At 69.9% G+C, this 24,918-nt stretch carries 26 protein-coding genes; 16 read left to right on the plus strand and 10 right to left on the minus strand.

Features of this window, described 5'->3' with window-relative positions; genetic code table 11:
- The first annotated feature begins 16 nt into the window (after window positions 1-16).
- Complete coding sequence (locus QSK34_RS19840) at window positions 17-1,546, plus strand: amino acid permease (RefSeq protein ID WP_285585732.1); 1,530 nt, start codon at window positions 17-19, stop codon at window positions 1,544-1,546.
- On the opposite strand, the gene lipB is transcribed toward QSK34_RS19840, so the two are convergent.
- The 4 genes from lipB to QSK34_RS19860 form a co-directional block, all read right to left on the minus strand.
- Window positions 1,539-2,174, minus strand: coding sequence for a lipoyl(octanoyl) transferase LipB (gene lipB / locus QSK34_RS19845; protein ID WP_285585733.1), 636 nt, complete (start codon window positions 2,172-2,174; stop codon window positions 1,539-1,541). The two genes, QSK34_RS19840 and lipB, sit on opposite strands and share 8 nt — an antisense overlap.
- Before the next feature lie 15 nt (window positions 2,175-2,189).
- Window positions 2,190-2,384, minus strand: a complete 195-nt coding sequence (locus tag QSK34_RS19850; protein ID WP_030456978.1) for a PspC domain-containing protein — start codon at window positions 2,382-2,384, stop codon at window positions 2,190-2,192.
- An 86-nt stretch (window positions 2,385-2,470) separates the two neighbouring features.
- The gene (locus tag QSK34_RS19855) at window positions 2,471-3,448 is read right to left on the minus strand and encodes a lysylphosphatidylglycerol synthase transmembrane domain-containing protein (protein ID WP_285585859.1); all 978 of its coding nucleotides are present in this window, start codon (window positions 3,446-3,448) and stop codon (window positions 2,471-2,473) included.
- 2 nt (window positions 3,449-3,450) lie between these two features.
- Window positions 3,451-4,359, minus strand: coding sequence for a hypothetical protein (locus QSK34_RS19860; RefSeq protein WP_285585734.1), 909 nt, complete (start codon window positions 4,357-4,359; stop codon window positions 3,451-3,453).
- A 72-nt stretch (window positions 4,360-4,431) separates the two neighbouring features.
- On the opposite strand from QSK34_RS19860, the gene QSK34_RS19865 reads away from it, so the two are divergent.
- From QSK34_RS19865 to QSK34_RS19925, 13 genes are all read left to right on the plus strand, one after another.
- Window positions 4,432-5,022 (plus strand): TetR/AcrR family transcriptional regulator, encoded by a 591-nt coding sequence (locus QSK34_RS19865; protein WP_285585735.1) that lies wholly within the window; start codon window positions 4,432-4,434, stop codon window positions 5,020-5,022.
- Between the two features lie 34 nt (window positions 5,023-5,056).
- Window positions 5,057-5,635 (plus strand): LURP-one-related family protein, encoded by a 579-nt coding sequence (locus tag QSK34_RS19870; protein ID WP_030456982.1) that lies wholly within the window; start codon window positions 5,057-5,059, stop codon window positions 5,633-5,635.
- A gap of 24 nt (window positions 5,636-5,659) precedes the next feature.
- Window positions 5,660-5,908 carry a type II toxin-antitoxin system RelE/ParE family toxin gene (locus tag QSK34_RS19875; RefSeq protein ID WP_285585860.1) on the plus strand — a complete coding sequence of 83 codons (249 nt, stop codon included), beginning with the start codon at window positions 5,660-5,662 and terminating at the stop codon, window positions 5,906-5,908.
- A 38-nt stretch (window positions 5,909-5,946) separates the two neighbouring features.
- A complete protein-coding gene (locus QSK34_RS19880) occupies window positions 5,947-6,204 on the plus strand; it encodes a helix-turn-helix domain-containing protein (RefSeq protein ID WP_353051405.1) in 258 nt (85 codons plus the stop codon).
- Between the two features lie 14 nt (window positions 6,205-6,218).
- A complete protein-coding gene (locus QSK34_RS19885) occupies window positions 6,219-6,599 on the plus strand; it encodes an NUDIX domain-containing protein (RefSeq protein WP_285585737.1) in 381 nt (126 codons plus the stop codon).
- 165 nt (window positions 6,600-6,764) lie between these two features.
- Window positions 6,765-7,826: a transcription termination factor Rho gene (gene rho, locus QSK34_RS19890; RefSeq protein ID WP_285585738.1), complete on the plus strand. Its 1,062-nt coding sequence runs from the start codon at window positions 6,765-6,767 to the stop codon at window positions 7,824-7,826.
- A gap of 10 nt (window positions 7,827-7,836) precedes the next feature.
- Window positions 7,837-10,182, plus strand: a complete 2,346-nt coding sequence (hrpB, locus tag QSK34_RS19895; RefSeq protein ID WP_285585739.1) for an ATP-dependent helicase HrpB — start codon at window positions 7,837-7,839, stop codon at window positions 10,180-10,182.
- A gap of 136 nt (window positions 10,183-10,318) precedes the next feature.
- A complete protein-coding gene (locus QSK34_RS19900) occupies window positions 10,319-11,230 on the plus strand; it encodes an SCO4651 family lipoprotein (protein WP_285585740.1) in 912 nt (303 codons plus the stop codon).
- 63 nt (window positions 11,231-11,293) lie between these two features.
- The gene (locus QSK34_RS19905; RefSeq protein WP_051760988.1) at window positions 11,294-11,587 is read left to right on the plus strand and encodes a hypothetical protein; all 294 of its coding nucleotides are present in this window, start codon (window positions 11,294-11,296) and stop codon (window positions 11,585-11,587) included.
- A gap of 31 nt (window positions 11,588-11,618) precedes the next feature.
- Window positions 11,619-12,470, plus strand: a complete 852-nt coding sequence (locus QSK34_RS19910) for an SPFH domain-containing protein (RefSeq protein WP_285585741.1) — start codon at window positions 11,619-11,621, stop codon at window positions 12,468-12,470.
- Complete coding sequence (locus QSK34_RS19915) at window positions 12,463-12,645, plus strand: type II toxin-antitoxin system antitoxin (RefSeq protein WP_030456990.1); 183 nt, start codon at window positions 12,463-12,465, stop codon at window positions 12,643-12,645. Before QSK34_RS19910 ends, QSK34_RS19915 begins: the two co-directional genes overlap by 8 nt.
- Before the next feature lie 57 nt (window positions 12,646-12,702).
- Entirely contained in the window at window positions 12,703-14,013 is a 1,311-nt protein-coding gene (locus tag QSK34_RS19920) for an amidase (RefSeq protein ID WP_285585742.1), read from the plus strand.
- 44 nt (window positions 14,014-14,057) lie between these two features.
- On the plus strand, window positions 14,058-15,146 hold the full coding sequence (locus QSK34_RS19925) for a helix-turn-helix domain-containing protein (RefSeq protein WP_285585743.1): 1,089 nt from the start codon (window positions 14,058-14,060) through the stop codon (window positions 15,144-15,146).
- Window positions 15,147-15,452: 306 nt separating this feature from the next.
- Here QSK34_RS19925 and QSK34_RS19930 read toward each other — a convergent pair whose 3' ends face one another.
- The 3 genes from QSK34_RS19930 to deoC are packed head-to-tail and all read right to left on the minus strand — an operon-like array spanning window position 15,453 to window position 18,671.
- Window positions 15,453-16,316, minus strand: coding sequence for an aldehyde dehydrogenase family protein (locus QSK34_RS19930; protein WP_285585744.1), 864 nt, complete (start codon window positions 16,314-16,316; stop codon window positions 15,453-15,455).
- Window positions 16,313-17,740 (minus strand): aldehyde dehydrogenase family protein, encoded by a 1,428-nt coding sequence (locus QSK34_RS19935; RefSeq protein ID WP_285585745.1) that lies wholly within the window; start codon window positions 17,738-17,740, stop codon window positions 16,313-16,315. Before QSK34_RS19935 ends, QSK34_RS19930 begins: the two co-directional genes overlap by 4 nt.
- 1 nt (window position 17,741) lies before the next feature.
- Window positions 17,742-18,671 (minus strand): deoxyribose-phosphate aldolase, encoded by a 930-nt coding sequence (gene deoC, locus QSK34_RS19940; protein ID WP_030456996.1) that lies wholly within the window; start codon window positions 18,669-18,671, stop codon window positions 17,742-17,744.
- Window positions 18,672-18,888: 217 nt separating this feature from the next.
- On the opposite strand from deoC, the gene QSK34_RS19945 reads away from it, so the two are divergent.
- Both QSK34_RS19945 and QSK34_RS19950 read left to right on the plus strand, forming a co-directional pair.
- Window positions 18,889-19,047 (plus strand): hypothetical protein, encoded by a 159-nt coding sequence (locus tag QSK34_RS19945; RefSeq protein WP_156046160.1) that lies wholly within the window; start codon window positions 18,889-18,891, stop codon window positions 19,045-19,047.
- 102 nt (window positions 19,048-19,149) lie between these two features.
- Window positions 19,150-21,996 carry a helix-turn-helix transcriptional regulator gene (locus QSK34_RS19950; RefSeq protein ID WP_285585746.1) on the plus strand — a complete coding sequence of 949 codons (2,847 nt, stop codon included), beginning with the start codon at window positions 19,150-19,152 and terminating at the stop codon, window positions 21,994-21,996.
- Here QSK34_RS19950 and QSK34_RS19955 read toward each other — a convergent pair.
- From QSK34_RS19955 to QSK34_RS19965, 3 genes are all read right to left on the minus strand, one after another.
- Window positions 21,993-22,562 carry a TMEM165/GDT1 family protein gene (locus tag QSK34_RS19955; protein ID WP_285585747.1) on the minus strand — a complete coding sequence of 190 codons (570 nt, stop codon included), beginning with the start codon at window positions 22,560-22,562 and terminating at the stop codon, window positions 21,993-21,995. The two genes, QSK34_RS19950 and QSK34_RS19955, sit on opposite strands and share 4 nt — an antisense overlap.
- Before the next feature lie 200 nt (window positions 22,563-22,762).
- On the minus strand, window positions 22,763-23,791 hold the full coding sequence (locus tag QSK34_RS19960; RefSeq protein ID WP_285585748.1) for a UDP-N-acetylmuramate dehydrogenase: 1,029 nt from the start codon (window positions 23,789-23,791) through the stop codon (window positions 22,763-22,765).
- Window positions 23,792-23,801: 10 nt separating this feature from the next.
- The gene (locus QSK34_RS19965; protein ID WP_285585749.1) at window positions 23,802-24,872 is read right to left on the minus strand and encodes a hypothetical protein; all 1,071 of its coding nucleotides are present in this window, start codon (window positions 24,870-24,872) and stop codon (window positions 23,802-23,804) included.
- Between the last annotated feature and the right edge of the window lie 46 nt (window positions 24,873-24,918).

Here is a 24,918-nt window from a genome sequence, read left to right on the forward strand (position 1 = left end):
GCATGAGGAGGCCTCGATGGCTCAATCCCTCGACGACGACGCCAAGCGACTAGCGGAACTCGGCTACAAACAGGAGCTGTCCCGGACCTGGAGCGGCTTCTCCAACTTCGCGATCTCCTTCTCCATCATCTCGATCCTGGCCGGTTGCTTCACCACCTTCGGCCAGGCCTGGAACAACGGCGGCCCCATCGCGATCTCGTGGGGCTGGCCGATCATCTCGATCTTCATTCTGATCATCGGCCTGTGCATGTCGGAGCTGGTGTCGGCCTATCCCACGGCGGGCGGCATCTACTGGTGGGCCGCCAAGATGGGCAAGCCGATCCACGGCTGGTTCACCGGGTGGTTCAACCTGATCGGCCTGGTGGCGGTGACCGCGTCGGTCGACTATGGCTGCGCGACCTTCCTGAACATCACGCTGAACCGGTTCTTCGGCCTTGAGTCGTCGCTGACCATGACGTTCATCCTGTTCGCGGTCGTCCTGGCGCTGCACGCGCTGATCAACATCTACAGCCACCGGCTGATCTCGCTGCTGCAGAACGTCTCGGTGTGGTGGCACGTCTTCGGCGCGGCGGTGGTCGTGCTGATCCTGATCTTCGGCCCGGACTCGCACCAGTCGATGTCGTTCGTCTTCACCGAGACGATCAACAACTCGGGATTCAGCGACAGCACCTTCTGGTTCTTCGTGTTGCCGCTGGGCTTCCTGCTCACCCAGTACACGATCACCGGCTTCGACGCCTGCGCCCACGTCTCCGAGGAGACCCAGGGCGCCTCCATGTCGGCGGCCCGCGGCCTGTGGCAGTCGATCTTCTACTCGGCGATCGGCGGCTGGGTCCTGCTACTGGCCTTCCTGTTCGCGGCCACCGACGTGACCGCGATCAACGAAGCGGGTGGCTTCGTCGGAGCCATCTTCGACACCTCGCTGTCGGGGAACCTGGCCAACGCGATCTTCGCGATCTCTACGATCGGGCAGTTCTTCTGCGGTATGAGCTGCGTGACCTCGATGTCGCGGATGACCTACGCGTTCTCACGGGACGGTGCCGTCCCCGGGTGGCGGCTCTGGTCCAAGGTGGACAAGAACCGGACACCGGTCAACGCGATCATCCTGGGCTGTGTCGCGGCTCTGATCCTGACGCTGCCGGCCCTCTACGCGCCGGCCGGATCCGCTACCCCGGTGGCGTTCTACGCCGTCGTCTCGGTGGCGGTCATCGGCCTCTACATCGCCTTCGCCATCCCGATCTACCTGCGGCTGCGCATGGGCGACCGGTTCCAGCCGGGCCCGTGGACGCTGGGCTCGAAATACAAGGTGATGGGCTGGATCGCGATCGTCGAGATCGTGATCGTGTCGATCTACTTCATCATGCCGCTGTACCCGTCGGGGGTCCCGTTCAGCGACGACTTCACCTGGACGTCGGTGAACTACTCGCCGATCGTGGTGGGAGTGATGGTGCTGGCCGTGGGTCTGTGGTGGCAGCTGTCGGCCCGCCACTGGTTCACCGGCCCCCGCCGGACCGTGGACGAGACCCTCGACGAGGAGCCGGTCAGTTAGCTTCGAAGGCCGTCGCCACGGCGGCGGCCACCGAGGCCATGTCACCGGCATGGGTCTCGCGGGACACCGAGGTCATGTCGACGTCGGGCATCCCGCAGGGCACCGCCAGGTCCCACGGGGAGAGGTCGCCGTCGACGTTGATGGCGAACCCGTGGCTGGTCACGCCCTTGGAGGCGCGCATGCCGATCGAGACGATCTTCCGGCCGGTGTCGCGGGTCCAGACCCCGGTGAGCAGCTCGGAGCCGGGCGGCGTGTCGCGCCGCTCGGCGTCCACGCCCACCGCGGCGAGGGCCTCGACCAGCCGGAGTTCGACCTCGCGGATGTAGTCGACGACCCCCTCGCCGGTCCGCAGCTTGACGATCAGATAGCCGACGAGCTGCCCGGGGCCGTGGTAGGTCAGCTGCCCGCCCCGGGTGGTCGTCACCACGGGGATGCCGTGGGAGGGGTCGGGCAGGTGTTCCGTCAGCGTCCGCCGGCCGACCGTGAACACCTTCGGGTGGCTGAGCAGCCACAGGGTGTCGGGGCGGCGATCCTCCTGCCGGTCGGCGATGAGTTCGTCCATGGTGGCCATGGCCTTCTCATAGTCGACCAGCTCGTCGTGGATCAGGGTCAGCGGCCGTGCGTCCATGGAACCGAGGATAGGTCAGTGGTGCGCGTACTTCTGCGCCGGTGCCTTGGGGAAGACCACCCACATGATCAGGTACGCGATGAACTGCGGACCGGGGAGGATGCAGGAGGCGAGGAACAGGAGCCGGACGACCGTCGGGGACATGTTGAACCGCTCGGCGATACCGCCGCAGACCCCGGCGATCATCTTGTGGTGACGGGATCGGTGCATCAGGAGTTCCTCCATCGTGTGGATCGGTTACCGGTTGAACGAACCGGTAACTATCCCCCGTTCCACCACGAACCCTGAGAAAACCCCTAAGGGGTTGGATGCCGGTCGTACACATAGGGACTCAGCGACGATCCGAGCCGGGCCAGCCCTCCGATGGTCGCCTTCCTGACCGGGTCGTGCAGGAGGATCCACGCGATCCACCCGAGGACCAGATTCATCCAGTACGACACCAGCCGGTAGAGCAGCACGACCGCCGCCGCCTGGCCGCCCGACATCCCGGCCGCGATGTACGTGGCCGCCATCCCGACCTCGGCGACCCCGAGCCCGCCCGGCACCACCGCCAGCGCGGCGGCCGTCTTGGCCGCGACGAACCCCAGCAGCACCGTGTGGGGATTGGCGGTCGCCTCGATCGCGACGCACACCGCCCCGAGGCTGACGACGTCGAGCACCCAGTTCAGCAGCGCCAGATGGGCCAGCCGCAGATGGTCGCGGCGGGTGCCGCCGACGGTGCTGAAGGTGGCCCGGAGCTGCCCGGCGACCTTGGGCAGGCGGTCGAGCAGATGCCCGGCCTTGAACACCAGCACGCCGAGCACGACCACCCCGCCGACCGCGATCAGCGTGACCACCCGGGTCTCCGGCGAGAAGACCAGGGCCACCAGGGCCAGCACCCCGAACGTGCCGCCCGAGTAGGCCGCCGCCAGCACCAGCACCGCCGCGATGAGCCGCTTCCCGGCCCCGAGCTTGGTGAAGACCTGCGTCGTGTACGCCACCGACACCACCGGCCCGGCCGGCAGCGACCCCGCCACGGCGTTGCGGGCGAAGGTGACGGCCAGGATGCGGGGCCGGGAGACCCGGACCCCGCCCAGCGCCAGCAGCCTGCGGAAGAACCGCGCGAAGACCGCCATGGCCAGCAGTTGGAACACCGCCGCGACCAGCAGCCAGTTGGCGTCGGCCGCGGCGATCACCTCCCACACCTCGGACGGTGACGGGAGAGCGTCCCGCAGCGTGAGGTAGGCCAGCACGGCCAGCCCCGCCATGGCCGGCCATTTCAACCGGCGAATCATCCTCACCCCGCAAATGATGCACGTTTGACCTGAGACAGGGCTGAGAGGGTCAGGGTCAAGCCCACGACCGCCCAACCGGCAAGGACCAGCAAAGGCAGTCCAAGCGCGGCCCCGTCGAAGAAGACGACGTTCCTGATGGCGGTCGATCCCTGCCCGACCGGGAGCACCTGCCCGACGGCCGCGTACCACTCGGGGATGAACCGCGCCCCGAGCGGCCCGCCGCTGGCCGGCACCCCGATCAGCACGAAGAGCAGACCGGCCAGCCCCGCGCCGGGCGTCCCGATGAGCCGCACCAGCCCCGCGACGACCAGCCCGAGCGTGACGACCACGGCCGCCGAGACGGCCACCAGCCCGAGGAACGCGCCCGGCAGCGCCCCGAACACGACGTCGCCGAGCCAGGCGTTGGCCAGCCCGACGGCGACCCCGGCCAGCACGATCGCCCCGATCCCGGCCAGCGGCCTCTCCCCGGCCGCCGCCACCCCGATCGCGATGCCCGGGATGACCAGCCCGATCACGAAGAACATCCCGGCGATCCCGCCCTGGTCACCGGGCGGCAGCGGGTGGGCGTCCTCGACCGCGAGCGGGGCGGCGGCGGTGAACACCGAGGTGATGACCGTGGCCGCCGACCGGCTCGCGGCACTGGCGACCACGAGCTTCTGCTGCTGCGGCAGCAGGACCGCGTCGACCTCGCGGTCGGCCAGGGCCGTGCGCGCCGCCGCCTCGTCGGCGTAGGCGGTGAGCTCGAACTTCCCGGCGAGCTTCGGCGCGAGCTGCGCGGCGGCCTGCGGGGGCCCGACGACGGCGACCGGCACGTCGTGGGGCTCGGGCGAGTGCAGGGCGCCCACGAACGAGCCGACGAAGAACATCCCGATGAGGGTGGCCAGGACCACCGCCGGGATCAGCCTCTTCATGATTTCTCTCCTTGTTGACTTCAACGCTGTTGAGTTCAACATAGATGAATTCAACATGGTTGAATAGCCCCCATGGAAAGCAGCAAGACCGGCCGCCGGCCGGGCACCCCGCAGACGAGAGAGGCGATCCTGGAGGCCGCCATCGCCTCCTTCGTCGAATCGGGCTACGCCGCCACGACCATCCGCGGCGTCGCCCGCGCGGCCGACGTCGACCCGGCCCTGGTCATGCACTTCTTCGGCTCGAAAGACAGCCTGTTCGACGCCGCCCTGCGCGGCGCCATGCCCGTCCAGGAACTCGCGGTCGCCCTCGCGGGCGACGTCTCCTCGCTGGGCGAACGCCTGACCCGCCGCTACCTGGAGGTCTGGGAGAGCCCGGAGACCGGCCCCAGAATCCGCGCCATCGTCGGCTCCATCGCCTCGACCCCGGCCGCCGCCCAGATCATGCGCGACTTCATGAGCGGCGAACTGGCCACCCCGCTGGCCAAGAGCCTGCCGGGAGACCAGCCCGAACGCCGCGCGATCCTGGCCGCGGCCCAGCTCATGGGCATGGCCTTCGCCCGCTACCTGCTCGCCGTCGAGCCCATGGCGTCGATGACCACCGACGAACTGGTGATCTCCGTAGGCCCGTCGGTCCAGCGCTATCTGACAGGGGATCTTGGGTAATAGGGTGGGAAAGGCCCTGAAAACGGAGGTTCTTGTGGACGCGGCGGCCCTCCAGACCCAGTCGAAGCTGATACTTCGCCAGAAGATCACCCCGATGGTCAACCGTTACGTGGTGAGCGCGACCTCACCCGACGGCTCCGAGGGCCCGGTGGTCGCGTTCGCCGAACAGAAACGCCTGGCCCTGAAAGAGCAGGTGACCTTCTACACCGACGAGAGCCGCGCCGAGGCCCTGGCCTCCTTCAAGGCCCGCAAGGTCATCGACCTGGCGAGCGGCTACGACGTGGTCGACGCGTCGGGCACCTCGATCGGCATGTTCCGCAAGGACTTCGGCAAGTCCCTCCTGCGCTCGACGTGGCACGTCCAGCAGCCCGGCCTGCCGACCTACACCGGGACGGAACGACGGTTGTCGGTGGCGCTGTTAAGGCGTTTCGCCGACTCGCTGGAGTGGCTGCCCTACCACTTCGACTTCAGCGTGGGCGCGTCGATCGCCTTCTCGGTCGACCGCAAGTGGGGCCTGCGCGACAGGTACGCGATCGAGATCAACGACCCGCGACTGGACCGCCGACTGGTGATCGCGATGGCGGTGGCTTTGGACGCCCTGCAGTCCCGGTGACTCTCACTACGCAACGCATCACATCTGTCACGATTTGCTCGATCGCCCCTCCGTTGCACGCGGCAACTCGATGGCAAGCTACGTGAGCTGCGCTTCTATCTGAACAATGACCAGATGCGCATCACCTACTGGATAGCGCCGGAGCGGCAGATCGTGCTCCTCACGGTGTTCCGTAAGACGCGGATGCGCGAGACCCGGCAGGTCGAGCGTGCCCGCCGAGCGCTACGCCTGTATGTCGAAGCAGCGGCGGACCGCGACGACGAGGAGGTCTGATGAGTGGGATGGACTACAGCGAACTCCGGAGCCGACGGATGGCGGAGCCCCGCGCGGCGGAAGCCTACGAGGCGACGCGAATCGCCTACGAACTGGGCAAAACCGTTCGGGCGATGCGTGAGGAGAGGGGCTGGAGCCAGAGCGACCTGGCGGCCGGGGCGGCGATGACCCAGTCGGCGGTGGCCCGCTTCGAGGCCGGAGGGACCGTCCCGACGATCCCCGTCCTCGAACGTCTGGCACGTGCTCTCGACGCCGATGTGAAGGTCCGGCTGACCCCCCGCGTGCCCGCCGCCTGAACATGACGAGCCGGGTGCGGGCGATTCTGCGCACCCCCGGCGGGCACCTGCTGACGATCAAGCGGGTGCGGCCGGGGTGGGCGCCCTACTGGGTTCTTCCCGGCGGCGGCGTCGAGCCCGAAGATCGGAGTCTGGAAGAGGCGCTGCTTAGAGAGGTGCGGGAAGAGCTGGGCGGGGACGCGGTCATCGACTCGCTCTTCCACGTCGCCGACGGCCAGTACTACTATCTGGGCCGCATCCACGCCTGGGATCCCGCCCTCAGGACCGGCCCGGAGTTCGCCGATCCGGCGCGTGGCGAATACCTCGTCGAGGAGGTCCCCGTCAGCCGGCTGGCCGAGATCGACCTGAAGCCCGAGGTGGTGGCGGAACTTCTGGCCGTCCGGCTGATCGTCTGAAGTCGGGGGAAGACCGGCGGCTCTCCCCGTGTTACCGTGTCATCGGGATTGCGTGTTTCTGGCCCCTTCTCGGGCACACGCTCCCAGACCTCACACTCTGATTCACCGAAGGCATCCCACTGGGCCTTCCGTGGCCTGCCTTCCCGTGCTCCCAAGGAGCCCATCATGGCAACCCCCCTCGTTCGCCGTGCCCGGAATGTGCGCGGCATCCTCGACGGTCGTCACCTGCGGGTCGACGGCTACCTCAAATCACCCAACGACGTCGTCGTCCCGCCTGAGCTGCTCGAAGGGCTCCGGCAGGGGGACGTCGTGCACGGCACGGCCCAGGGCGGCAGGCTCGTGTCCGTCGAGACCGGGCCGCCCGGCGGGCGGCCGCACTTCGCGGAGCTGACGCCCGTGCACCCCGAAGAGCGGCTCCGGCTGGAGACGAGCAAAGGTGTTCTGTCCACCCGGGTCATCGACCTGCTGACGCCCATCGGCAAGGGGCAGCGGGGGCTCATCGTGGCCCCGCCCAAGGCGGGGAAGACGCTGATCCTCAAGGCCATCGCCGACGCCGTCAGCACCAACCATCCTGACGTCCACCTCATGGTCGTGCTCGTCGACGAGCGGCCCGAGGAGGTCACCGACATGCGGGCGTCGGTGAAGGGCGAGGTCATCGCCTCGACCTTCGACCGGCCGCCGGCCGATCACATCGCCGTCGTCGAGCTCGCGGTCGAGCGGGCCAAGCGCCTTGTCGAACAGCGGCAGGACGTCGTGCTGCTGATCGACTCGATCACCCGGGTCGGGAGGGCGTACAACATGGTGCTGCCCGGCGGCGGGAAGACGCTCAGCGGCGGGATCGACGTGCGGGCCGTCCACCCGCCGAAGCGGATTCTCGGCGCGGCGCGGAAGCTGCGTGAGGGCGGGTCTCTCACGATCATCGCGACGGCCCTGGTCGAGACCGGGTCGAAGATGGACGACAACCTCTTCGAGGAGTTCAAGAGCACCGGCAACATGGAGCTGCGGCTCAGCCGCGCCCTGTCGGAGCGGCGGGTGTTCCCGGCCGTCGACGTCACCGGGTCGAGCACCCGCCGGGAGGAGCTCCTCCTCGATCCCGCCGAGCTGCCGCTCGTCTGGCGGCTCCGCAAGGCTCTCAACACGCACGAGAGCTTCGAGCCGTTCCTGTCCAAGCTGAAGGACACCGGCTCCAATGCCGAGCTTCTCCTCGGTCTGGCCCAGGCCGCCTAAGCTGACGGGCGTGCTCCCGGTCACCCACGCCCTGCCGCGGCTGCTGGCCGCCCTAGACTCCGACGGCGCGGCGGTGCTGACCTCTCCTCCCGGCAGCGGCAAGACCACGCTCGTGCCGCTCGCGCTGGCCCCCCGCAAGGTCGTGGTGGCCGAGCCCCGGCGGATCGCCGTACGGGCCGCCGCGCGCCGGATGGCCTGGTCCCTCGGCGAGAAGACGGGCGAACGGGTCGGCTACACCATCCGCGGCGAGCGCCAGGTGTCGGCGAGCACCCGAATTGAGGTCGTGACGACCGGCGTCCTCCTCCGGCGTCTCCAGCGGGACCCCGAACTCACCGGGGTCGACGTGGTCATCGTCGACGAGTGCCACGAGCGTCATCTCGACGCCGACACGACACTGGCCTTTCTTCTGGACGTACGCGCCGCGCTCCGCCCCGACCTGCGCATCCTGGCCATGTCGGCCACCGCCGACGCGCCCCGGTGGGCGTCCCTGATCGAGGGGCCCGTGGTCGAGGCCCTGGGTGCGGTGCATCCCGTCGACGTCGTGTGGGCGCCGCCGCCCCGGCCCGCGGTGATCTGGCCCCGGGTCGACGCGGCCTTCCTCTCCCATGTCGCCGACACGGTCCGGCGCGCCTGGCGGGAGCACGACGGCGACGTGCTCTGTTTCCTGCCCGGCGTGGCCGAGCTCGGGGCGGTCGGGCGCCGGCTCGGGGATCTCGACGTGATCCAGGTGCACGGCGGGTCGCCCTCCCACGTCCAGGACGCGGTGCTCTCCCCCGGCCGGGAGCGGCGCGTCATCCTGGCGACGTCGGTGGCCGAGTCGAGCCTGACCGTGCCCGGGGTGCGGATCGTCGTCGACTCCGGGCTGGCCAGGGAGCCTCGGATGGATCACGCCCGGGGGCTGGGGTCCCTGGTGACGGTTCCGGCGTCGCGGGCGGCGGCCGTCCAGCGGGCCGGACGGGCGGGCCGGGAGGGTCCGGGGGTCGTCTACCGGTGCTGGCCGGAGGCCGAACGCCGGGCCGACCACCCGCAACCGGAGATCGCGCTGGCCGACCTCACCACGTTCGCCCTTCAGGCCGCATGCTGGGGCTCCGACCGGTTGTCCCTGCTCGACCAGCCGCCGGCCGGGCCGTTGAGGGCGGCCCGCGAAACCCTGACGCTGCTGGGCGCCCTCGACGACGGCAAGGTGACCGCGAAGGGACGCCGGATCGCCGACATCGGCGTGCATCCCCGGCTGGCCCGGGCGCTGCTCGACGCCGCGCCGCTGACCGGGGCGCGCAGAGCCGCCGAGGTGGTGGCCCTGCTCGGCGGGCAGCTCCCCCGCGACGCCTCCGACGACCTCGTCACGGCGTGGCGGGCCGGGCGCACCCCCGAGTTGCGGCGCGAGGCCGCCCGGCTCGCCCGTGAGTCGTCCGCACCGGCGGAGGCCGGCGAGTTGTCCGACGACCAGGTCGCCGGGACCGTCGTCGCGTTCGCCTATCCCGAGCGGGTGGCCCGGCGGCGGGCCGGGACCGGTTTCGTCATGGCGTCCGGTACGGGGGCCGAGGTGCGACAGGGGTCGCGGCTGGCCGAGGCCGAGTGGCTGGCCGTGGCGGTCGCCGATCGGGCCACCGGCAGGGCCGCCGCGCGGGTGCGCCAGGCCGCCGTCATCGACGAGGGCGTCGCGCTCATGTCGGGCCCCGTCGTCGAGGACGACGAGATCGCCTGGCGGGACGGCGACGTCGTCGCCCGGCGGGTCCGCCGGCTGGGGGCGATCGAGTTGTCGTCCACCCCCCTGAAGACCGACGTCTCGGCGGCGGTCAAGGAAGGGCTGCGGCAGGAGGGCGTGGGGCTGCTCACCTGGACGGCGGCCGCGCGGGCGCTCAGGGAGCGCATGGAGTTCGCCCGGCGGGCGCTCGGCGAGCCGTGGCCCGATGTCGAGAAGGCGCTGGTCGAGGGGCTCGACCTGACCAGGGTCCGGCGGCGGGCCGATCTGGCCGCGCTCGACGTGGCCGCCGCGCTCCGCGGCCTGGTGCCGTGGCAGGTGCGGCTCGACGAGGTCGTACCGGAACGGCTGGAGATCCCCAGCGGGTCGCAGGCCCGCCTCGACTACAGCGGCGAGCGGCCGGTGCTGGCGGCCAAACTGCAGGAGCTGTTCGGCTGGACGGCCACTCCGGTCATCGCGGGGGTTCCGGTCACCATCCACCTGCTCTCCCCGGCGGGCAGACCGGTCGCGGTCACCGGGGATCTGGCGTCGTTCTGGCGGGAAGGCTATCGGCAGGTCCGGGCCGAGCTGCGGGGGCGCTATCCGAAGCACCCGTGGCCGGAGGATCCGCTCGCCGCACCACCCACGGCCCGGACCAATCCCCGGCGTCGCTAGACGATCAGTCAAGATCATGTCCATTTCGGTCAAGCGATCATCCGCGTTATTCCGTAAATGGACATTCCTCTACTTTTCGCCCCATTTGTCCACTTACGGTGCTTGGGACAGCACAAATCGCATACCAGGGGGACAAATGCGACACGCTCGTCTACGGCTCGCCGCTCTCGGCACGGCCTCGGCAGTGGTCACCGCCGCCGCCTGGGCCGGGACGACGACGGCATGGGCAACACCCGTCCCGGACGTCCCCACATCCGCACCCGCGGGGAGTCCTGAGCCGACCCAGAGCCCAACAGGCTCGGAGAGCCCGTCAGCCAGCCCCACGACGACAGCCGAACCGGCGACGGCCCTGCAGGACGCTCTCACGAAGAGCGCCGAGGCCAACACGGCGTCGGGCACCATGCACTTCAGCAGCCAAGGCAAGATCGACGCGCGCGGCACATGGGCCCGCCAGAACAAGCCCAACCTCCTGACCGCGAAGGTCAACAAACTCACGCTCGACGGCAAGGCCAACTCGGCGCAGCCGCAGATCATCGTCAACGGCGACACCGCCTACGTGAACGGCGACGGCCTGATCCAGAACCAGGGCGACACCTGGTGGCGGGTGGCGCTGAACAACCTCCCGGGCGAGCGCGGCAAGATGATCTCCGATCTGCTCACCAGCGGCCGCCTCCAGGACCCCGCGACGGTCAAGCAGATCGCCGGCGCGTACAAGGACGTCCAGAACGAGGGCGAGGAGGAGGTCGGCGGCCAGACCGTCACCCACTACAGCTCCTCCCTCGACACGCAGGAGGCTGCGCAGGCCGCCGGCCTGCCCACGCCGACGGCCTCGCCCGGCAACTGGCCCAAGACCCTGCAGGTGGACACCTGGGTCGACTCCTCGGGCATGGTCAGGCGGCAGCAGTTCCGCAACGAGGAAGGCGGCAAGCCGTTCAACCTGAACCTGACGGTCAAGGAGTACGACAAGCCGGTCACCGTGCAGACGCCGCCGGCCGACAAGGTCAAGGACGTCGACCCGCAGACCCTGAAGAACCTCCTGGGCGAGTAGCCCGGCGGCCATCTAGACGCGCCCTCCCTACGGGGAGGGCGCGTTTTGGCATGATCGCCGGTCATGAGCCAGTGGAGAGTCCTCATCGAGGAGAACGTCGGCAACACCACCCGCAAGGAGTGGCGCGTCTCGGACATCTACGAGGTCAAGGGCGAGCGCGCCGAGGCGCGGTCGATCGCGTACGAGCTCGCCGTGCGGCACCGGCCGCAGCACCCCATGAACGGCGGCGCGCGCAGCGTCTACCGCATCAGCGACGACGAGTACCTGACCACCATCAAAGGGATGACCGCGAAATACCACTACAGAGTCGTCGTGGCCGAGCTCTTGACGCTGGATGCTAGCGAAGAGCTATCTTAGTGATATCACTTCGATAGTCAGGAGGAAGGGCATGGAGCGAGAGGCCTTCCGGATGAACGGGTTTGTCATCCTGGTCGCGCTGCTCGTCGTGGCGGCGGCCCTGGTGCTGTTCGGCATGACCCAGGACGAGGCGTTCTTCATCGTGTGCGTGGTCGTGGCGGCGGTGATCGTGTTCCTGCCGGCGTCCGGCTTCGCCGTGGTCAACCCCAACGAGGCCAAGGTCGTGCAGTTCTTCGGCCGCTACATCGGCACCATCAAGACCGCCGGGTTCACCTGGACGGTCCCGTTCACCGACAAGAACCGCGTCAGCCTCCGGGTGCGCAACTTCGAGACCGCCAAGCTCAAGGTCAACGACGCCGACGGCAACCCCGTCGAGATCGCGGCTGTCGTCGTCTACCGGGTCGTCGACACCGCCAAGGCCTCCTTCTCCGTGGACGACTACGAGAACTTCGTCGCCATCCAGTCGGAGGCCGCCGTGCGGCACCTGGCGACCTCCCACCCCTACGACAGCCACATCGAAGACCGCACCAGCCTCCGCGACGGCGCGACGGTCGCCGAGGAGCTCACCAACGAGCTCCGCGAGCGCACCGACCTGGCCGGCATCGAGCTGCTGGAGGCCCGCATCACCCACCTGGCCTACGCCCCCGAGATCGCCCAGGCCATGCTGGTCCGCCAGCAGGCCGCCCAGGTCGTCGCCGCCCGGCGGCAGATCGTCGAGGGCGCGGTCGGCATGGTCCAGCTCGCCCTCGACCGCCTGAGCGCCGAGCACGTCGTCGAACTCGACGAGGAGCGCCGCGCCGCGATGGTCTCCAACCTCCTGGTCGTCCTGTGCGGCGACCGGGCGACCCAGCCGGTGGTCAACGCCGGCAGTCTGTATGCCTGACGAACGTCCCGCCAAGAAGGAGCCCAAGAAGCTCCTGCTGCGGCTCGATCCGGCCGTCCACGAGGCGATCGCCAAGTGGGCGGCCGACGATCTCCGCAGCGTCAACGCGCAGATCGAATTCGCGCTCCGCATGGCGCTGACTCAGGCGGGACGGGCGCCGAAAAGGTCCGACTAGGCATCGTCTTGGTTACGAGCCTTCTAATGGCAGGTACGTCCGGTCCACACTCTGGACATGTCGTGGGCCGGACGTACCGCCGTGGAGATAGCCGACGCCGTGCGCGCCGGCGAGGCGACCGCGGAACAGGTCGTGGCCGACCACCTCGCGGCGATCTCCGCACGTGACGACGCCGTCGGCGCCTTCCGAACCGTCCTGGCGGAGTCGGCCATGGCCGACGCGAAGGCATTGGGCCACCGCCCCGACCTCCCGCTGGCGGGCGTGCCGGTGGCCGTCAAGGACAACGTGGCCGTGGCCGGCCAGACCGCCACCAACGGCACCCGGGCCGCGTCACCGGAACCCGCGCCGGAGGACCACCCCGTGGTGGCCCGCCTCCGCGCGGCGGGCGCGATCGTGCTCGGCCTGACGAAGTGCCCCGAACTGTGCCTGTACGCCATCGGCGACACCCGCAACCCCTGGGACACCAGGCGAACCGCCGGCGGATCGTCCGGAGGCAGCGCCGCCGCCGTGGCCGCCGGGATGGTCCCCCTGGCCCTCGGGAACGACGGCCTCGGCTCCTTACGCATCCCGGGCGCCGCCTGCGGCGTGATCGCCCTCAAACCCGGCCACGGCCTCATGGAGCCCCCGCCCCACGACTGGTTCGCGATGTCCGAGAACGGCCCGCTGACCACCACCGTGAACGACACGGTCCTGGCCCTGACCGTGATGACCGGCACCCCGATCCTCCCCGAGGCCGAAGACCTCCGCATCGCCGTGGCCCCCAACCCCCTCCCGCCGGGCTTCTCGGTCGACGCGGAGTTCCAGGAGGCGGCACGAGCCGCCGGGGCGACGCTGCGCGAAGCCGGCCACACCGTGGTCGACCACGGCCGCCGCTTCCCCATGTCCCTGGGCTGGTCGACGATCGCCGCCTGGTACTCCAGCGCCGCCACCGACGCCCACGACCTCGACGAACACGCACTCGAACCCCGCACCCGCTCGATGGCCCGCGTGGGCCGGTTCCTGCAGCGGATCCGCCGCGACGGCTCACGCAGGCGCGACCAGTGGCGCGCCTACGGCGCCGACCAGTGGTTCGGCGACATCGACGTGCTGATCACCCCGACCCTCGCCCACCTGCCGCCTTCGGCGGAGGGGTGGGAGTCCCGGGGGATGGCCCGCAACGCCTACGCCGACATCACGTTCGCGCCCTTGACGGGGGCGTGGAACATGGCGGGGTGGCCGGCGATGACGATCCCGTTCGGACGGCACAGCTCGGGACTGCCGATCGGAGTCCAGCTGATCGCGCCGCCCGACGGCGAGGGGCTGCTGCTGAGCCTGGCGGGCTATCTGGAACGCGCCCGGCCTTGGGCCCGGCATGCGCCAACCTTTTGACACATCAGGTATCCGCGTGATTCAGCCCGTGCGATTATCGCACTATGAAGGACCCGGAGCAGTGGGCCGACGTCGGTGAGCGGGTACGCGAAAGCAGACTGGCCGCCGCGTTGTCACAAGAAGAGCTCGCCCGCGCCCTGGGCCTCGACCGCACCATGGTCGCCAAGATCGAGCTCGGGATCCGTCGCATCGACGCCCTGGAACTCATCCGGCTGTCCGACATTCTCGGCGTCCCGCTCGACTATCTGATCAGCACGCCACCACCGGTCATCTCCCGGCGGGCCCAACTGGCCGAAGACACCGCCACCGACGCCGGTCGCCAGTCGTTCCACCTGGGCGTCGCGCTGTCCGCCTGGCTGGCGGACATCAGGCAGCTCGTCGAATTGGGGCTTCTGGCCGTCCCGGCGATCAAGCGATCCCCGGTCACGGTCGCGGACGCGACCAGTGCCCGCAAGGCGGCGCTCTGGGTCAGGGAGATCGTCGATCTCGGTGATCGACCGATCGAATCGCTGATCTCGGTATGCGAGCAGGTCGGGCAACTCGTCGCCGTCGTCGACCTGCCCGGAGACGGCGCTTCCGCGGTCGACGACGACGTGGCGGCCGCCGTGGTGAGCAGACAGGGCGACCCCGGGCGCCGCCGGGCGACCGCCGCCCACGAACTCGGCCACCTCATCGTCGGAGACGAATACTCGGCGGACCTGGGCGTGGGCACCTCCCGCGAAGAACGGGAAGCCGTGATCGACGCCTTCGCCGCCGAACTCCTGATTCCGTCGGCCGTGTTCCGCGACCTGCCGCCGGGCGATACCCGGGAGTCGCTGGTCAGGGTCTCCGCCCGATACCGGACATCGTGGTCGCTGACCGTCCGCCAAGCGGTTCAAGCCGAATTCCTCACGCGAGACGCCGCCAACGTCCTGAAGAGACGGAATGCCACGAAGGCGGAGCTCAAGGAGGCGATCGGCTGGGCGCCCCAGCCCGATCTCGATTCGATCCGGGTGCCGCCCAGCTACGCACACGCCGTGTTCGAGGCATTCCAAAGACGGCTCATCACGACGTCACGGGCGGTGGAGATGATGCGAGGCCATATCGACGCGGATGACCTGCCCCTCCAGGAGGAGTGCGACTCCACACCGTGACGTCGACACCCCTGATCTTCGATGCGCCCTGTCTGAGCCACTTCGCCCGCGCCGAACGCTTGGACGTTCTGCGCGACCTCATGGTCGGAACACCCTGCCTGACGACGCACATCGTCCGCGAGGAGATCCGGAGCGGCTTGCCCGACCATCCGCGCTGCTCGCCATCGCATGCCAGAGGGGCAAACTCACCGAGGTCTCGGCTGGCAACCTCGTGGACGCGTTGACCGCCACGGGGATGCGGTTGCCGTGTTCCGGTTCGGCCTTCGGCGAGTTCGCCCGTCGGCACGGCCTCCTGTAGAGGCCCGGTCAGATCCCGATCGGGTGCCAGACCGTCTTCGTCTCCAGGAACGCCGTCATCCGCCCCGTCCCCGGATCGGCCGCCCAGTCGGACTTCCCGTTGGGCCGCAGCACCCGCTTCAGGTTCTCCGCCGCCAGCTCCTCGCACCTCTGCGCCAGCTCCGCGTCGGCCCCCGTCAGGTCGATCCCGTTGACGTCCATGTGCCCGGCCAGCCACGGCGCCATCTCGGCGGCCGACCCCGTCAGGATGTTCACCACCCCGCCCGGCAGGTCAGAGGTCGCCAGCACCTCGGCGAGGGTGATCGACGGAAGCGGCGCCCGCTCCGACGCGATCACCACGCACGTGTTCCCCGTCACGATCACCGGCGCGATCACCGAGACGAGCCCGAACAGCGGCCCCATCGGGGGAGCCACGATCCCGACCACGCCGGCGGGCTCCGGCGTCGACAGGTTGAAGTAGGGCCCGGCGACCGGGTTCGACGACCCGCGCAGCGACGAGATCTTGTCGGACCACCCGGCATACCAGACCAGCCGGTCCACAGCCGCGTCGACCAGTTCCCCGGCCTTCTTCCCGGACACCCCGTCGGCCTCGGCGACCTCCGAGACGAACTGGGCCCGGCGGCCTTCGAGCATCTCGGCGATCCGGTAGAGGATCTGCCCCCGGTTGTAGGCGGTCGCGGCCGACCAGCCCGGGAAGGCCTTGCGCGCCGCGGTCACGGCGTCGCGGACGTCCTTGCGGGACGCCTTGGACGCGTTGGCGAGGAACTCGCCCTTGGCGCCGGTCACGGCGTATGACCTCCCGCTCTCCGACCGTGGGAACGCACCGCCGATGTACAGCTTGTACGTCTTCCGTACCGACAGCCGCTCGCTCACGAGATCTCCTTCAGGTACGCCTCGAGACCGTGGCGACCGCCCTCACGCCCGTAGCCGGACTCCTTGTACCCGCCGAACGGCGAGGTGGGGTCGAACTTGTTGAAGGTGTTCGACCACACGACCCCGGCGCGGAGCCGGTTGGCCATCCACAACATCCGCGACGCCTTCTCCGTCCAGACGCCGGCCGACAGGCCGTAGGGCGTGTTGTTCGCCTTCTCCACGGCCTCGGCGGGGGTGCGGAAGGTGAGGACCGACAGGACTGGGCCGAAGATCTCCTCGCGCGCGATCCGGTGGGACTGGGAGACGCCGGTGAAGACGGTCGGCGGGAACCAGAAGCCCTTGTCGGGCAGCGGGCAGGCCGGCGACCACCGGTCGGCGCCCTCGGCCTCGCCCGCCTCGGACAGTTCGCGGATCTTGGCGAGCTGGGCGGCGGAGTTGATGGCCCCGATGTCGGTGTTCTTGTCGAGGGGGTCACCGAGCCGCAGCGTCGACAGGCGGCGCTTCAGCGACGACAACAGTTCCTCGGCGACCGACTCCTGCACGAGCAGGCGCGACCCGGCGCAGCAGACGTGCCCCTGGTTGAAGAAGATGCCGGTGACGATGCCCTCGACGGCCTGGTCGATGGCGGCGTCGTCGAAGACGATGTTGGCGGCCTTGCCGCCGAGTTCGAGGGTGACCTTCTTGTTCGTGCCGGCGACCGACTTCGCGATCAGGCGGCCGACCTCGGTCGAGCCGGTGAAGGCGACCTTGTCGACGTCGGGGTGGCCGACGACGGCGGCGCCGGTGTCGCCCGCGCCGGTCACGATGTTGACCACGCCCGGCGGCAGGTCGGCCTGCTGGCAGATCTCGGCGAACAGCAGCGCGGTCAGCGGCGTGGTCTCGGCGGGCTTCAGCACGACGGTGTTGCCGCAGGCCAGCGCGGGCGCGATCTTCCAGGCCAGCATCAGCAGCGGGAAGTTCCACGGGATGACCTGCCCGGCGACGCCGAGCGGGGTGGTGCCGTAGCCGGCGTAGGCGAGCTTGTCGGCCCATCCGGCGTAGTAGAAGAAGTGGGCGGCGACCAGGGGGAGGTCGACGTCGCGCGACTCCTTGATCGGCTTGCCGTTGTCGAGCGACTCCAGCACGGCCAGCTCGCGGGCGCGCTCCTGGATGATCCGGGCGATCCGGAACAGGTATTTGGCCCGCTCGGAGCCGGGCAGCGCCGACCACACGCCGAACGCCTTCCGTGCGGCCTGCACGGCCCGGTCGACGTCGGCCTCGGTGGCCGCGGCGACCTCGGCGAGGGTCTCCTCGGAGGCGGGGTTGACGGTCTTGAAGGGAGTTCCGGACCCGTCCACGAACTCGCCGTTGATGAAGAGCCCGTACGACGGTCTGATGTCGACGACCTCGCGCGACTCGGGCGCCGGTGCGTACTCGAAGATCATCTCAGTCCAGGGTGAAGTAGTCGGGGCCGGCGTAACGGCCGGTGGTGAGCTTCTGACGCTGCATCAGCAGGTCGTTGAGGACCGACGACGCGCCGAGCCGGAACCAGTCGGGGTCGAGCCAGTCGGGCCCGGCGGTCTCGTTGACCAGCACGAGCATCTTGATCGCGTCTTTGGTCGTACGGATGCCACCCGCCGGCTTGACCCCCACCATGCGGCCCTCCCGGTCGCGGAAGTCGCGCACCGCCTCCAGCATGACCAGCGTCACCGGCAGCGTGGCGGCCGGCTGCACCTTCCCGGTGGACGTCTTGATGAAGTCTCCCCCGGCCATCATGGCCAGCCACGACGCCCGCCGCACGTTGTCGTAGGTGGCCAGTTCGCCCGTCTCCAGGATGACCTTCAGGTGGGCCTCGCCGCAGGCCTCCTTGACCGCCTGGATCTCCTCGAAGACCTTCAGGTAGTCACCCGACAGGAACGCGCCCCGGTCGATGACCATGTCGATCTCGTCGGCCCCGGCGGCGACCGCCATGGCCGTGTCGGCGACCTTCACCTCAAGGGAGGAGCGCCCGCTGGGGAACGCGGTGGCGACGGAGGCCACCTTCACCCCCGACGAGCCGACGACGTCACGTGCCTCGGCCACCAGGTCGGGGTAGACGCAGACCGCCGCGACCTTCGGCACCGTGGGGTCGGTCGGGTCGGGGTGGACGGCCTTGGCGCACATCGCCCGGACCTTGCCCCGGGTGTCGGCCCCCTCCAGGGTCGTGAGGTCGACCATGGAGATGGCCATGTCGATGGCCTGGCGTTTGGCCGTGGTCTTGATCGATCGGGTGCCCAGCCCGGCGGCCCTGGCGTCGGCGCCGACCCGGTCGACGCCGGGCAGTCCGTGCAGGGACGCCCGGAGCGAGGCGTTGGACGAGGCAGTCGGAATTGACACCTCCCCAGCATCGCCGACCTGGCTGAACGATGCCAAACCGGGTGCTCACGACACTGCCGGTCCGTTTTTGGCACATCTCACAACCGCCCTAAGCGGGGTCTTAGGTACTAATCCACACCCCGCCCACGGGAGATAAGGCATCCGCCCGATGTGGCGGAGGGGGTCTTAGGACGAATCTTGAGTGTGTAAGGAAGACGAACTGACAGGAGAAAGCCAGATGGCTCCCGAACTGCACTACCAGATCATCATCAACCGGGTCGCCGAGCTCCAGAACGAGGCGACCACCTACCGCCGCGTCCGCGAGGCGGAGAAGACCCGCGAGCGGGGAGGGCATCACCGGCTCCGGGCGAGCCTCGGCAAGTTCCGCTCCCAGTGACGCCCGTCAAGATGCCAGGCCGGAACCTCCCTCCCGGCCTGGCATCTCAACCCCCGTAAATAGGCGCGAATCCCACCGAGTAGGCGTGACATGCTGGACGACATGATGGGTCGGGCCGTTAGCCCCGTCTTCGTCGGACGGGAGACCGAGCTGAAGTCGCTCGGCGAGATCTTCGACCAGGCCCGTGAGCAGGCCGCCGCCGCCGTCCTCGTGGGTGGTGAGGCGGGGGTCGGCAAGACCCGGCTGGTCACGCGGTTCGCCGAGCAGGCCGCCGCCGATGGAGCGCAGGTCTTCGTCGGCGGTTGTGTCGAGTTGTCCACAGAAGGTCTCGCGTACGCGCCCTTCACGGCGGTGCTGCGCCAGCTCGTCCGCGACATGGGGGCCGCGGACGTCGCGGCGCTGCTGCCCGAGGGCGCGGCCCGGGACCTGGCCCGGCTGCTGCCGGAGTTCGGTGAGCCGGGGGGCGACATCGAGACCGACACGGCCAGGGCCCGCCTGTTCGAACAGATACTGACGTTGCTGGAACGGCTCGCCGAGCGCCGCCCGATGGTCCTGGTCATCGAGGACGTCCACTGGGCCGACCGGTCGAGCCGTGACCTCATCGCCTTCCTGAGCCGGAACGTCTCGGCGATCCCGATGCTCATGGTGCTGACGTACCGGTCGGACGAACTTCACCGCACCCATCCGCTCCGGCCGGTGCTCGCCGAACTCAACCGGGTCGACGGGGTCGCCAAGATCGAGGTGCCCCGCTTCACCGAAGACGAGGTGGCCCGCCAGATGGCCGCCATCCTCGGCACCACGCCCACCTACAGCCGGGTCTCGACGGTCTTCGACCGCAGCGCGGGCATCCCGCTGTTCGTCGAGGCGCTGCTCGACTGCCTCGGCGGCGAGACCCTCCCCGAGTCGCTGCACGACCTGATCATCGGCCAGGTGGAGCGGCTGCCCGAGGAGACCCAGCGGGTGCTGCGCATCGCCGCCGCCGGGGGCAACCGGGTCGGCCACGACCTGCTCTGCGCGGTCAGCGGCCTGCCTGCGGCCGACCTGGAGGACGCGATCAGGCCCGCCGTGGCGGGCAACGTGATCCAGATCAGCGACGGCCGCGCCTACACCTTCCGGCACGCCCTGATCCGCGAGGCCGTCCACGACGAACTGCTGCCCGGGGAGCACACCCGGCTGCACTCCCGCTTCGCCGAGGAGATCGACCGCGACCGCACCCTGGTCCCGCAGGGACGGGCGGCCATCGAGATCGCCCACCACTGGCACTCGGCCAGGAACGACCTCTGGGCGCTCATCTCGGCCTGGGAGGCCTCCGCGAAGGCGCACATGGCGTTCGCGTACACGGAGAAGGTGCAGCTGCTCGAACGGGTGCTCATGCTCTGGGACAAGGTCCCCGACGCCGCGGAGCGCATCGGGGCCGACCACGCCACCGTGCTGGAGCGGGCCTCCGAGGGCGCGCTCGCGGCCGGCGACATCGACCGGGCGATGAAGTACGTGAAGGCCGCGCTGGCCGAACTCGACGACGCCACCGCGCCCGAGCGGGTCGCCGAGCTGCTGGTCCGGATGGCCAACTGCAAGAAACACCGCGGCCGCCCCGGCGCGATCGAGGACCTGCGCCGGGCCGAACGGCTGGTCCCGCTGCCCAGCGAGACCCGCACGCTGGTGCTGACCCGGCTCGGCACGCTGCTGATCATGGCCGACGAGATCGTCGAGGGCACCGCGCTGACCCAGGAGGCGCTCAGGAACGCCCGTGAGATGGGCGACGAACGCCGCGAGGCCGACCTCCTGATGAACCTCGCGCTCGGCCACTCCATCAGCGACGACCTGGAGGCCGCGCTGGCCACCAACTCCCGCGCTCAGGCCATCGGCACCCGCGTGAAGTCGGGCCAGGTCGTGCTGCGGGCGTTGGCCAACAACGTCGACGCGCTCGAGAACCTGGGCCGCTCGGAGGAGGCCGTCGCACTGGCGGTCGAGGGCGAGAAACTGGCCAGGAAGTACGGCCGTTACCGTAACCAGGGCGTCTTCATCGCCAACAACCGGGCCGAGGCGCTCGAATCGCTGGGCCGCTGGAACGAGGCCCTCGACGTCATCAACCGGTCGCTGATCTTCGACCCGTCCCCGCTCAACCGCTGGCACCTGCTGCGGGTCCGCTCGCAGATCGGCATGGCCAGAGGCGAGCTGGAGCAGACCCTCGCCGACCTGACCGAGGTGGGCGCGCTGTCCGACCGTCCAGAGGACTGGACCCAGGAGCGCACCCTCAACACCCGGCTGGCGTTGCAGTGGCACCTGCTGAACGGCGACCCGGAAGCGGCCCTGACCAGGGCCGAAATCGCGCTGGGCGCGATCCCGCTGTCACGCAAGCCGATGCTCGGCTGGCGCCTGCTGGCGATGATCTACCGGGTGAGCGACGCCGCGCTGCCCGTCAGCCCCAACCGGGCCAGGGCCCTGCGTGAGCGGGCCGACGAGTTCCGGACCGCCATGGTCGCCAAGGGCCCGGTCAGCGAGGCCTACGAGCGGGAGTGCCGGCGCGACTTCGACGGCGCCGCGGCCTGCTGGGCCGTCCTGAGGCGGCCCTACCAGCGGGCCCGCAACCTGATCATGGCCGCCCACGGCCTCGACCGCGACGCCGTCGCGGTCCGCCTGCGGGAGGCCCACGCCATCGCGGCCGACCTGTGCGCCGCCCCCATGAAAGAGCAGATCGAGGCGCTGACCCGCCGCTCGGGCATCGCCCTGACCGACACCCCGGCCGAGACCGCCGCCCTGCTGACCCCGCGTGAGGTCGAGGTGCTGCGGCTGCTCACCGAGGGCCGGTCGAACCGCGACATCGCCCAGACGCTGACGATCTCGGCGAAGACCGCCAGCGTCCACGTCTCGAACATCCTGGCCAAGCTGAGCGTCTCGACCCGGGGCGAGGCCGCCGCGGCGGCCCACCGGATGTCACTGCTCAACTAGCCCCACAGCGGCTCCAGCAGCAGGAGCACGCCGAAGACGGCGAACGCGGCGGCGGCGCCGTACCTGATCCACTTCTCCGGCAGGTGCCTGCCCAGCAGGCCGCCGACCACGATGGCCAGGGCGTCGGCGGCCACCATGCCGACCGTCGAGCCGATCCAGGTGCCGACCCAGCCGTACTGGGTGGCCAGCGTGATGGTGGCGAGCATGGTCTTGTCGCCGAGCTCGCTCAGGAAGAACGCGACCGTCACGGCCAGCAGCACCGACTTGGTGGCCCGCTTGGCCTTCGCGGCCTCCTCGTCGGTCAGGGCGTCGCCACGCAGCGTCCAGGCCGCGAAGCCGAGGAACGCGATGCCGGCCACGATGGAGATCGCGGTGGTCGGGAGATGGTCACCGATGAGACCGCCGAGCGCGACGGAGAACAGGTGGACGACGGTCGTCGCGATCGTGATGCCGGCCAGGACCGGAAGGGGCCGGAACCTGGTGGCGAAGGTCATGGCCATGAGCTGGCTCTTGTCGCCCAGCTCCGCCACGAAGATCACGGCGAGGGAGATCCAGAACGCTTCCACTCGGGGTCGCCTTTCGCATCAGCGCGACCGGGCCGAGTTCTGCCGGGGAGCATCACTTCGGCCCGGCAGCGTGGTAACACTGTCGGGCCGAAGGTCTCGTCCGCCACATGGGCCTCCGCGGCCGGACGCACGCTTTTCATCAAACGCGTGCGTCAGTGTGTCGACCGGCGGTGTTGTGGACTACTCCCCTTCGGGCTGTCTCACAGACTAACGCCTATCATCACGGGTTCATTCACCAGGGTCACCCCGAACTTCGCTTTGACCCCATCTCGGACTTCTCGGGCAAGCTCCAGGAGTTCTTCGGTCGTGGCCTCACCGGTGGGGTTGGTGAGGGCGAGGGTGTGCTTGGTCGAGAGCCTGACCGGGCCCTTCGCGTAGCCCTTGTGGAATCCGGCGTTCTCGATCAGCCACGCGGCCGGGACCTTCACCGCGTCGTCGCCGGCGGGCCAGCGCGGATAGCCGGGGGCCAGCTTCTCCAGCTCGTCGGCCTGCGCCCGGCCCAGGATCGGGTTGGTGAAGAACGACCCGGCGCTGACGGTGTCGGGGTCGTCGGGGTCGAGCACCATGCCCTTGCCCCGGCGCAGCTCCAGCACCCTCGCGCGGGCCTGGGCCAGCGGCACCCGCTGACCGGGCTCGGCGCCGAGGCTCCGGGCCAGTTCGGCGTAGGCCAGCGGCTGCGACAACTCGTCGTTCTCCAGGTTGTACGTCACCGAGAGCACCACGAACCGGTCGAGGGCGCCCTTGAAGGCGCTGTCGCGGTAGGCGAACCCGCACTGCGCGGCCTCCAGGTCGACGATCTCCCGGCGGCGGCGGTCGAAGACGCGGACGGCGACGATGGTCTGCGAGACATCCTGCCCGTAGGCGCCCACGTTCTGGATCGGGGTCGACCCGACCAGGCCGGGGATGCCCGACAGGCACTCGACCCCCGACAGCCCTTCGGCCACGCAGCGCTCGACGAGCGGATCCCAGTCCTCCCCCGCGGCGGCCGTCACCACGCCGCCGTAGGTCGCGATCCCGCGTGTGCCGACCTTGACCACCAGGCCGTCGAACCCGGCGTCGGAGAGCACCAGATTGCTCCCCCCGCCGAGGATCAGCACCGGCTCACCGCGCCGGTCGGCCTCGGAGACCAGCTCGACGAGCCGCTCCTCGGTCTCGGCGGTGACAAAGGCCCGCGCGTATCCGCCCAGCCGCAACGTCGTGTACGGCGCCAGCCGCACCCCCTCTTCCATGGGCGCCAGCCTAACGGCGGAGCAGATCGAGCACTCTGTCGTAGGTCCGCTTCGACTCCTCGTCGCGATATGCGGCCTCGGTGTCGAAATAGCCCCGGTGGCGGGCCTGGCGCACCGGCAGGTCCTTCTCCGGTACGACCAGACGTCCCGGCAGTATGAGGGAGAACTCCAGGTCGGCGTTGCGGTAGAAGCGCGCGTGCTCCGGGAATCCGCCGACCCGCAGGGCCTTGGCCCGGTTCACCGCGAACAGGTAGCCGAGCAGCGCGGTGACCTCACCGGCCCCCGCGTCGTGCCACTCGGTGCCGCCCGGCTCGGGTTCGACGCCCTTCCACCCGGCCCCGACCACGTCGGGCACCTCCAGCGCCCGCAGCAGCGGCCTGATCGCGTCGCCCTCGAGGATCGTCGAGGTCTCCATGACCACGTGGGCGTCGGCGGTGTCGAGCTGGAGCAGCTTGGTGCGGGCCGGGCCCCACTCGGCGGTTCCGCCGCGCCAGTGGGGCTTCTCGGCGACGTGCCAGACCCGGACCCGGTCGGGATGGGCCTCGGCCAGTTCGTGCAGGGCGTCTCCGGCGCCGTCGACGTTCCCCAGGTCGAGCGCGATGACTCCGGCGTCGCTGTGCGCGAGCACCGCCGAGACGCAGGCCCGCACGTCGTCGGGCCACCCGTCGACCAGCAGCGCCACCGAGGCGGTCAGCTTCGGGATGTCGATCTGGCGATCGACCCGGGAGGTGGCCAGCGCGCCGTCCCAGAGGGCCTGCGAGGCGGCCATCGAGGGGACGCCCGCGTCGTTGAGCGCGGTCTCGGTGATCGAGCCCGGGTAGGGCACGGTCGACTTCGGATCGGGATCGCCGGGCGGGCGGCCCGCGACGATCGACGACACCGGGATCGACCGGACGCTCGGCCAGATCTCGTAACGGGGGCGTTCGGTCAGCTCGAAGCCGCCGGCGGGCGTGTCGTAGACGTCCCAGCCCGCCTCGGCGAGTTCGTGACGCAGCCGGTCGGCCGCCTCGAAGTCGTTGTCGGCTCGGGCGGCGGCGCGGCGTTCGGCGATTTCGATGACGTTCGGCGGTGGTGTGCTCACATGGGGAGCGCTACCCACGCTCAGGCAAGCTGAACTACGGCCTCAA

This window comes from Herbidospora sp. NBRC 101105 (assembly GCF_030269205.1).
Taxonomy (GTDB): domain Bacteria; phylum Actinomycetota; class Actinomycetes; order Streptosporangiales; family Streptosporangiaceae; genus Herbidospora; species Herbidospora solisilvae.

Excerpts from the sequence above, each read along its gene's own strand:
- QSK34_RS19840 (WP_285585732.1), top strand. The coding sequence starts at position 17 with ATGGCTCAATCCCTCGACGACGACGCCAAGCGACTAGCGGAACTCGGC.
- lipB (WP_285585733.1), bottom strand. The coding sequence starts at position 2,174 with ATGGACGCACGGCCGCTGACCCTGATCCACGACGAGCTGGTCGACTAT.
- QSK34_RS19850 (WP_030456978.1), bottom strand. The coding sequence starts at position 2,384 with ATGCACCGATCCCGTCACCACAAGATGATCGCCGGGGTCTGCGGCGGT.
- QSK34_RS19855 (WP_285585859.1), bottom strand. The coding sequence starts at position 3,448 with ATGATTCGCCGGTTGAAATGGCCGGCCATGGCGGGGCTGGCCGTGCTG.
- QSK34_RS19860 (WP_285585734.1), bottom strand. The coding sequence starts at position 4,359 with ATGAAGAGGCTGATCCCGGCGGTGGTCCTGGCCACCCTCATCGGGATG.
- QSK34_RS19865 (WP_285585735.1), top strand. The coding sequence starts at position 4,432 with ATGGAAAGCAGCAAGACCGGCCGCCGGCCGGGCACCCCGCAGACGAGA.
- QSK34_RS19880 (WP_353051405.1), top strand. The coding sequence starts at position 5,947 with ATGGCGGAGCCCCGCGCGGCGGAAGCCTACGAGGCGACGCGAATCGCC.
- rho (WP_285585738.1), top strand. The coding sequence starts at position 6,765 with ATGGCAACCCCCCTCGTTCGCCGTGCCCGGAATGTGCGCGGCATCCTC.
- QSK34_RS19900 (WP_285585740.1), top strand. The coding sequence starts at position 10,319 with ATGCGACACGCTCGTCTACGGCTCGCCGCTCTCGGCACGGCCTCGGCA.
- QSK34_RS19905 (WP_051760988.1), top strand. The coding sequence starts at position 11,294 with ATGAGCCAGTGGAGAGTCCTCATCGAGGAGAACGTCGGCAACACCACC.
- QSK34_RS19910 (WP_285585741.1), top strand. The coding sequence starts at position 11,619 with ATGGAGCGAGAGGCCTTCCGGATGAACGGGTTTGTCATCCTGGTCGCG.
- QSK34_RS19915 (WP_030456990.1), top strand. The coding sequence starts at position 12,463 with ATGCCTGACGAACGTCCCGCCAAGAAGGAGCCCAAGAAGCTCCTGCTG.
- QSK34_RS19920 (WP_285585742.1), top strand. The coding sequence starts at position 12,703 with ATGTCGTGGGCCGGACGTACCGCCGTGGAGATAGCCGACGCCGTGCGC.
- QSK34_RS19925 (WP_285585743.1), top strand. The coding sequence starts at position 14,058 with ATGAAGGACCCGGAGCAGTGGGCCGACGTCGGTGAGCGGGTACGCGAA.
- QSK34_RS19935 (WP_285585745.1), bottom strand. The coding sequence starts at position 17,740 with ATGATCTTCGAGTACGCACCGGCGCCCGAGTCGCGCGAGGTCGTCGAC.
- QSK34_RS19945 (WP_156046160.1), top strand. The coding sequence starts at position 18,889 with ATGGCTCCCGAACTGCACTACCAGATCATCATCAACCGGGTCGCCGAG.
- QSK34_RS19950 (WP_285585746.1), top strand. The coding sequence starts at position 19,150 with ATGATGGGTCGGGCCGTTAGCCCCGTCTTCGTCGGACGGGAGACCGAG.
- QSK34_RS19960 (WP_285585748.1), bottom strand. The coding sequence starts at position 23,791 with ATGGAAGAGGGGGTGCGGCTGGCGCCGTACACGACGTTGCGGCTGGGC.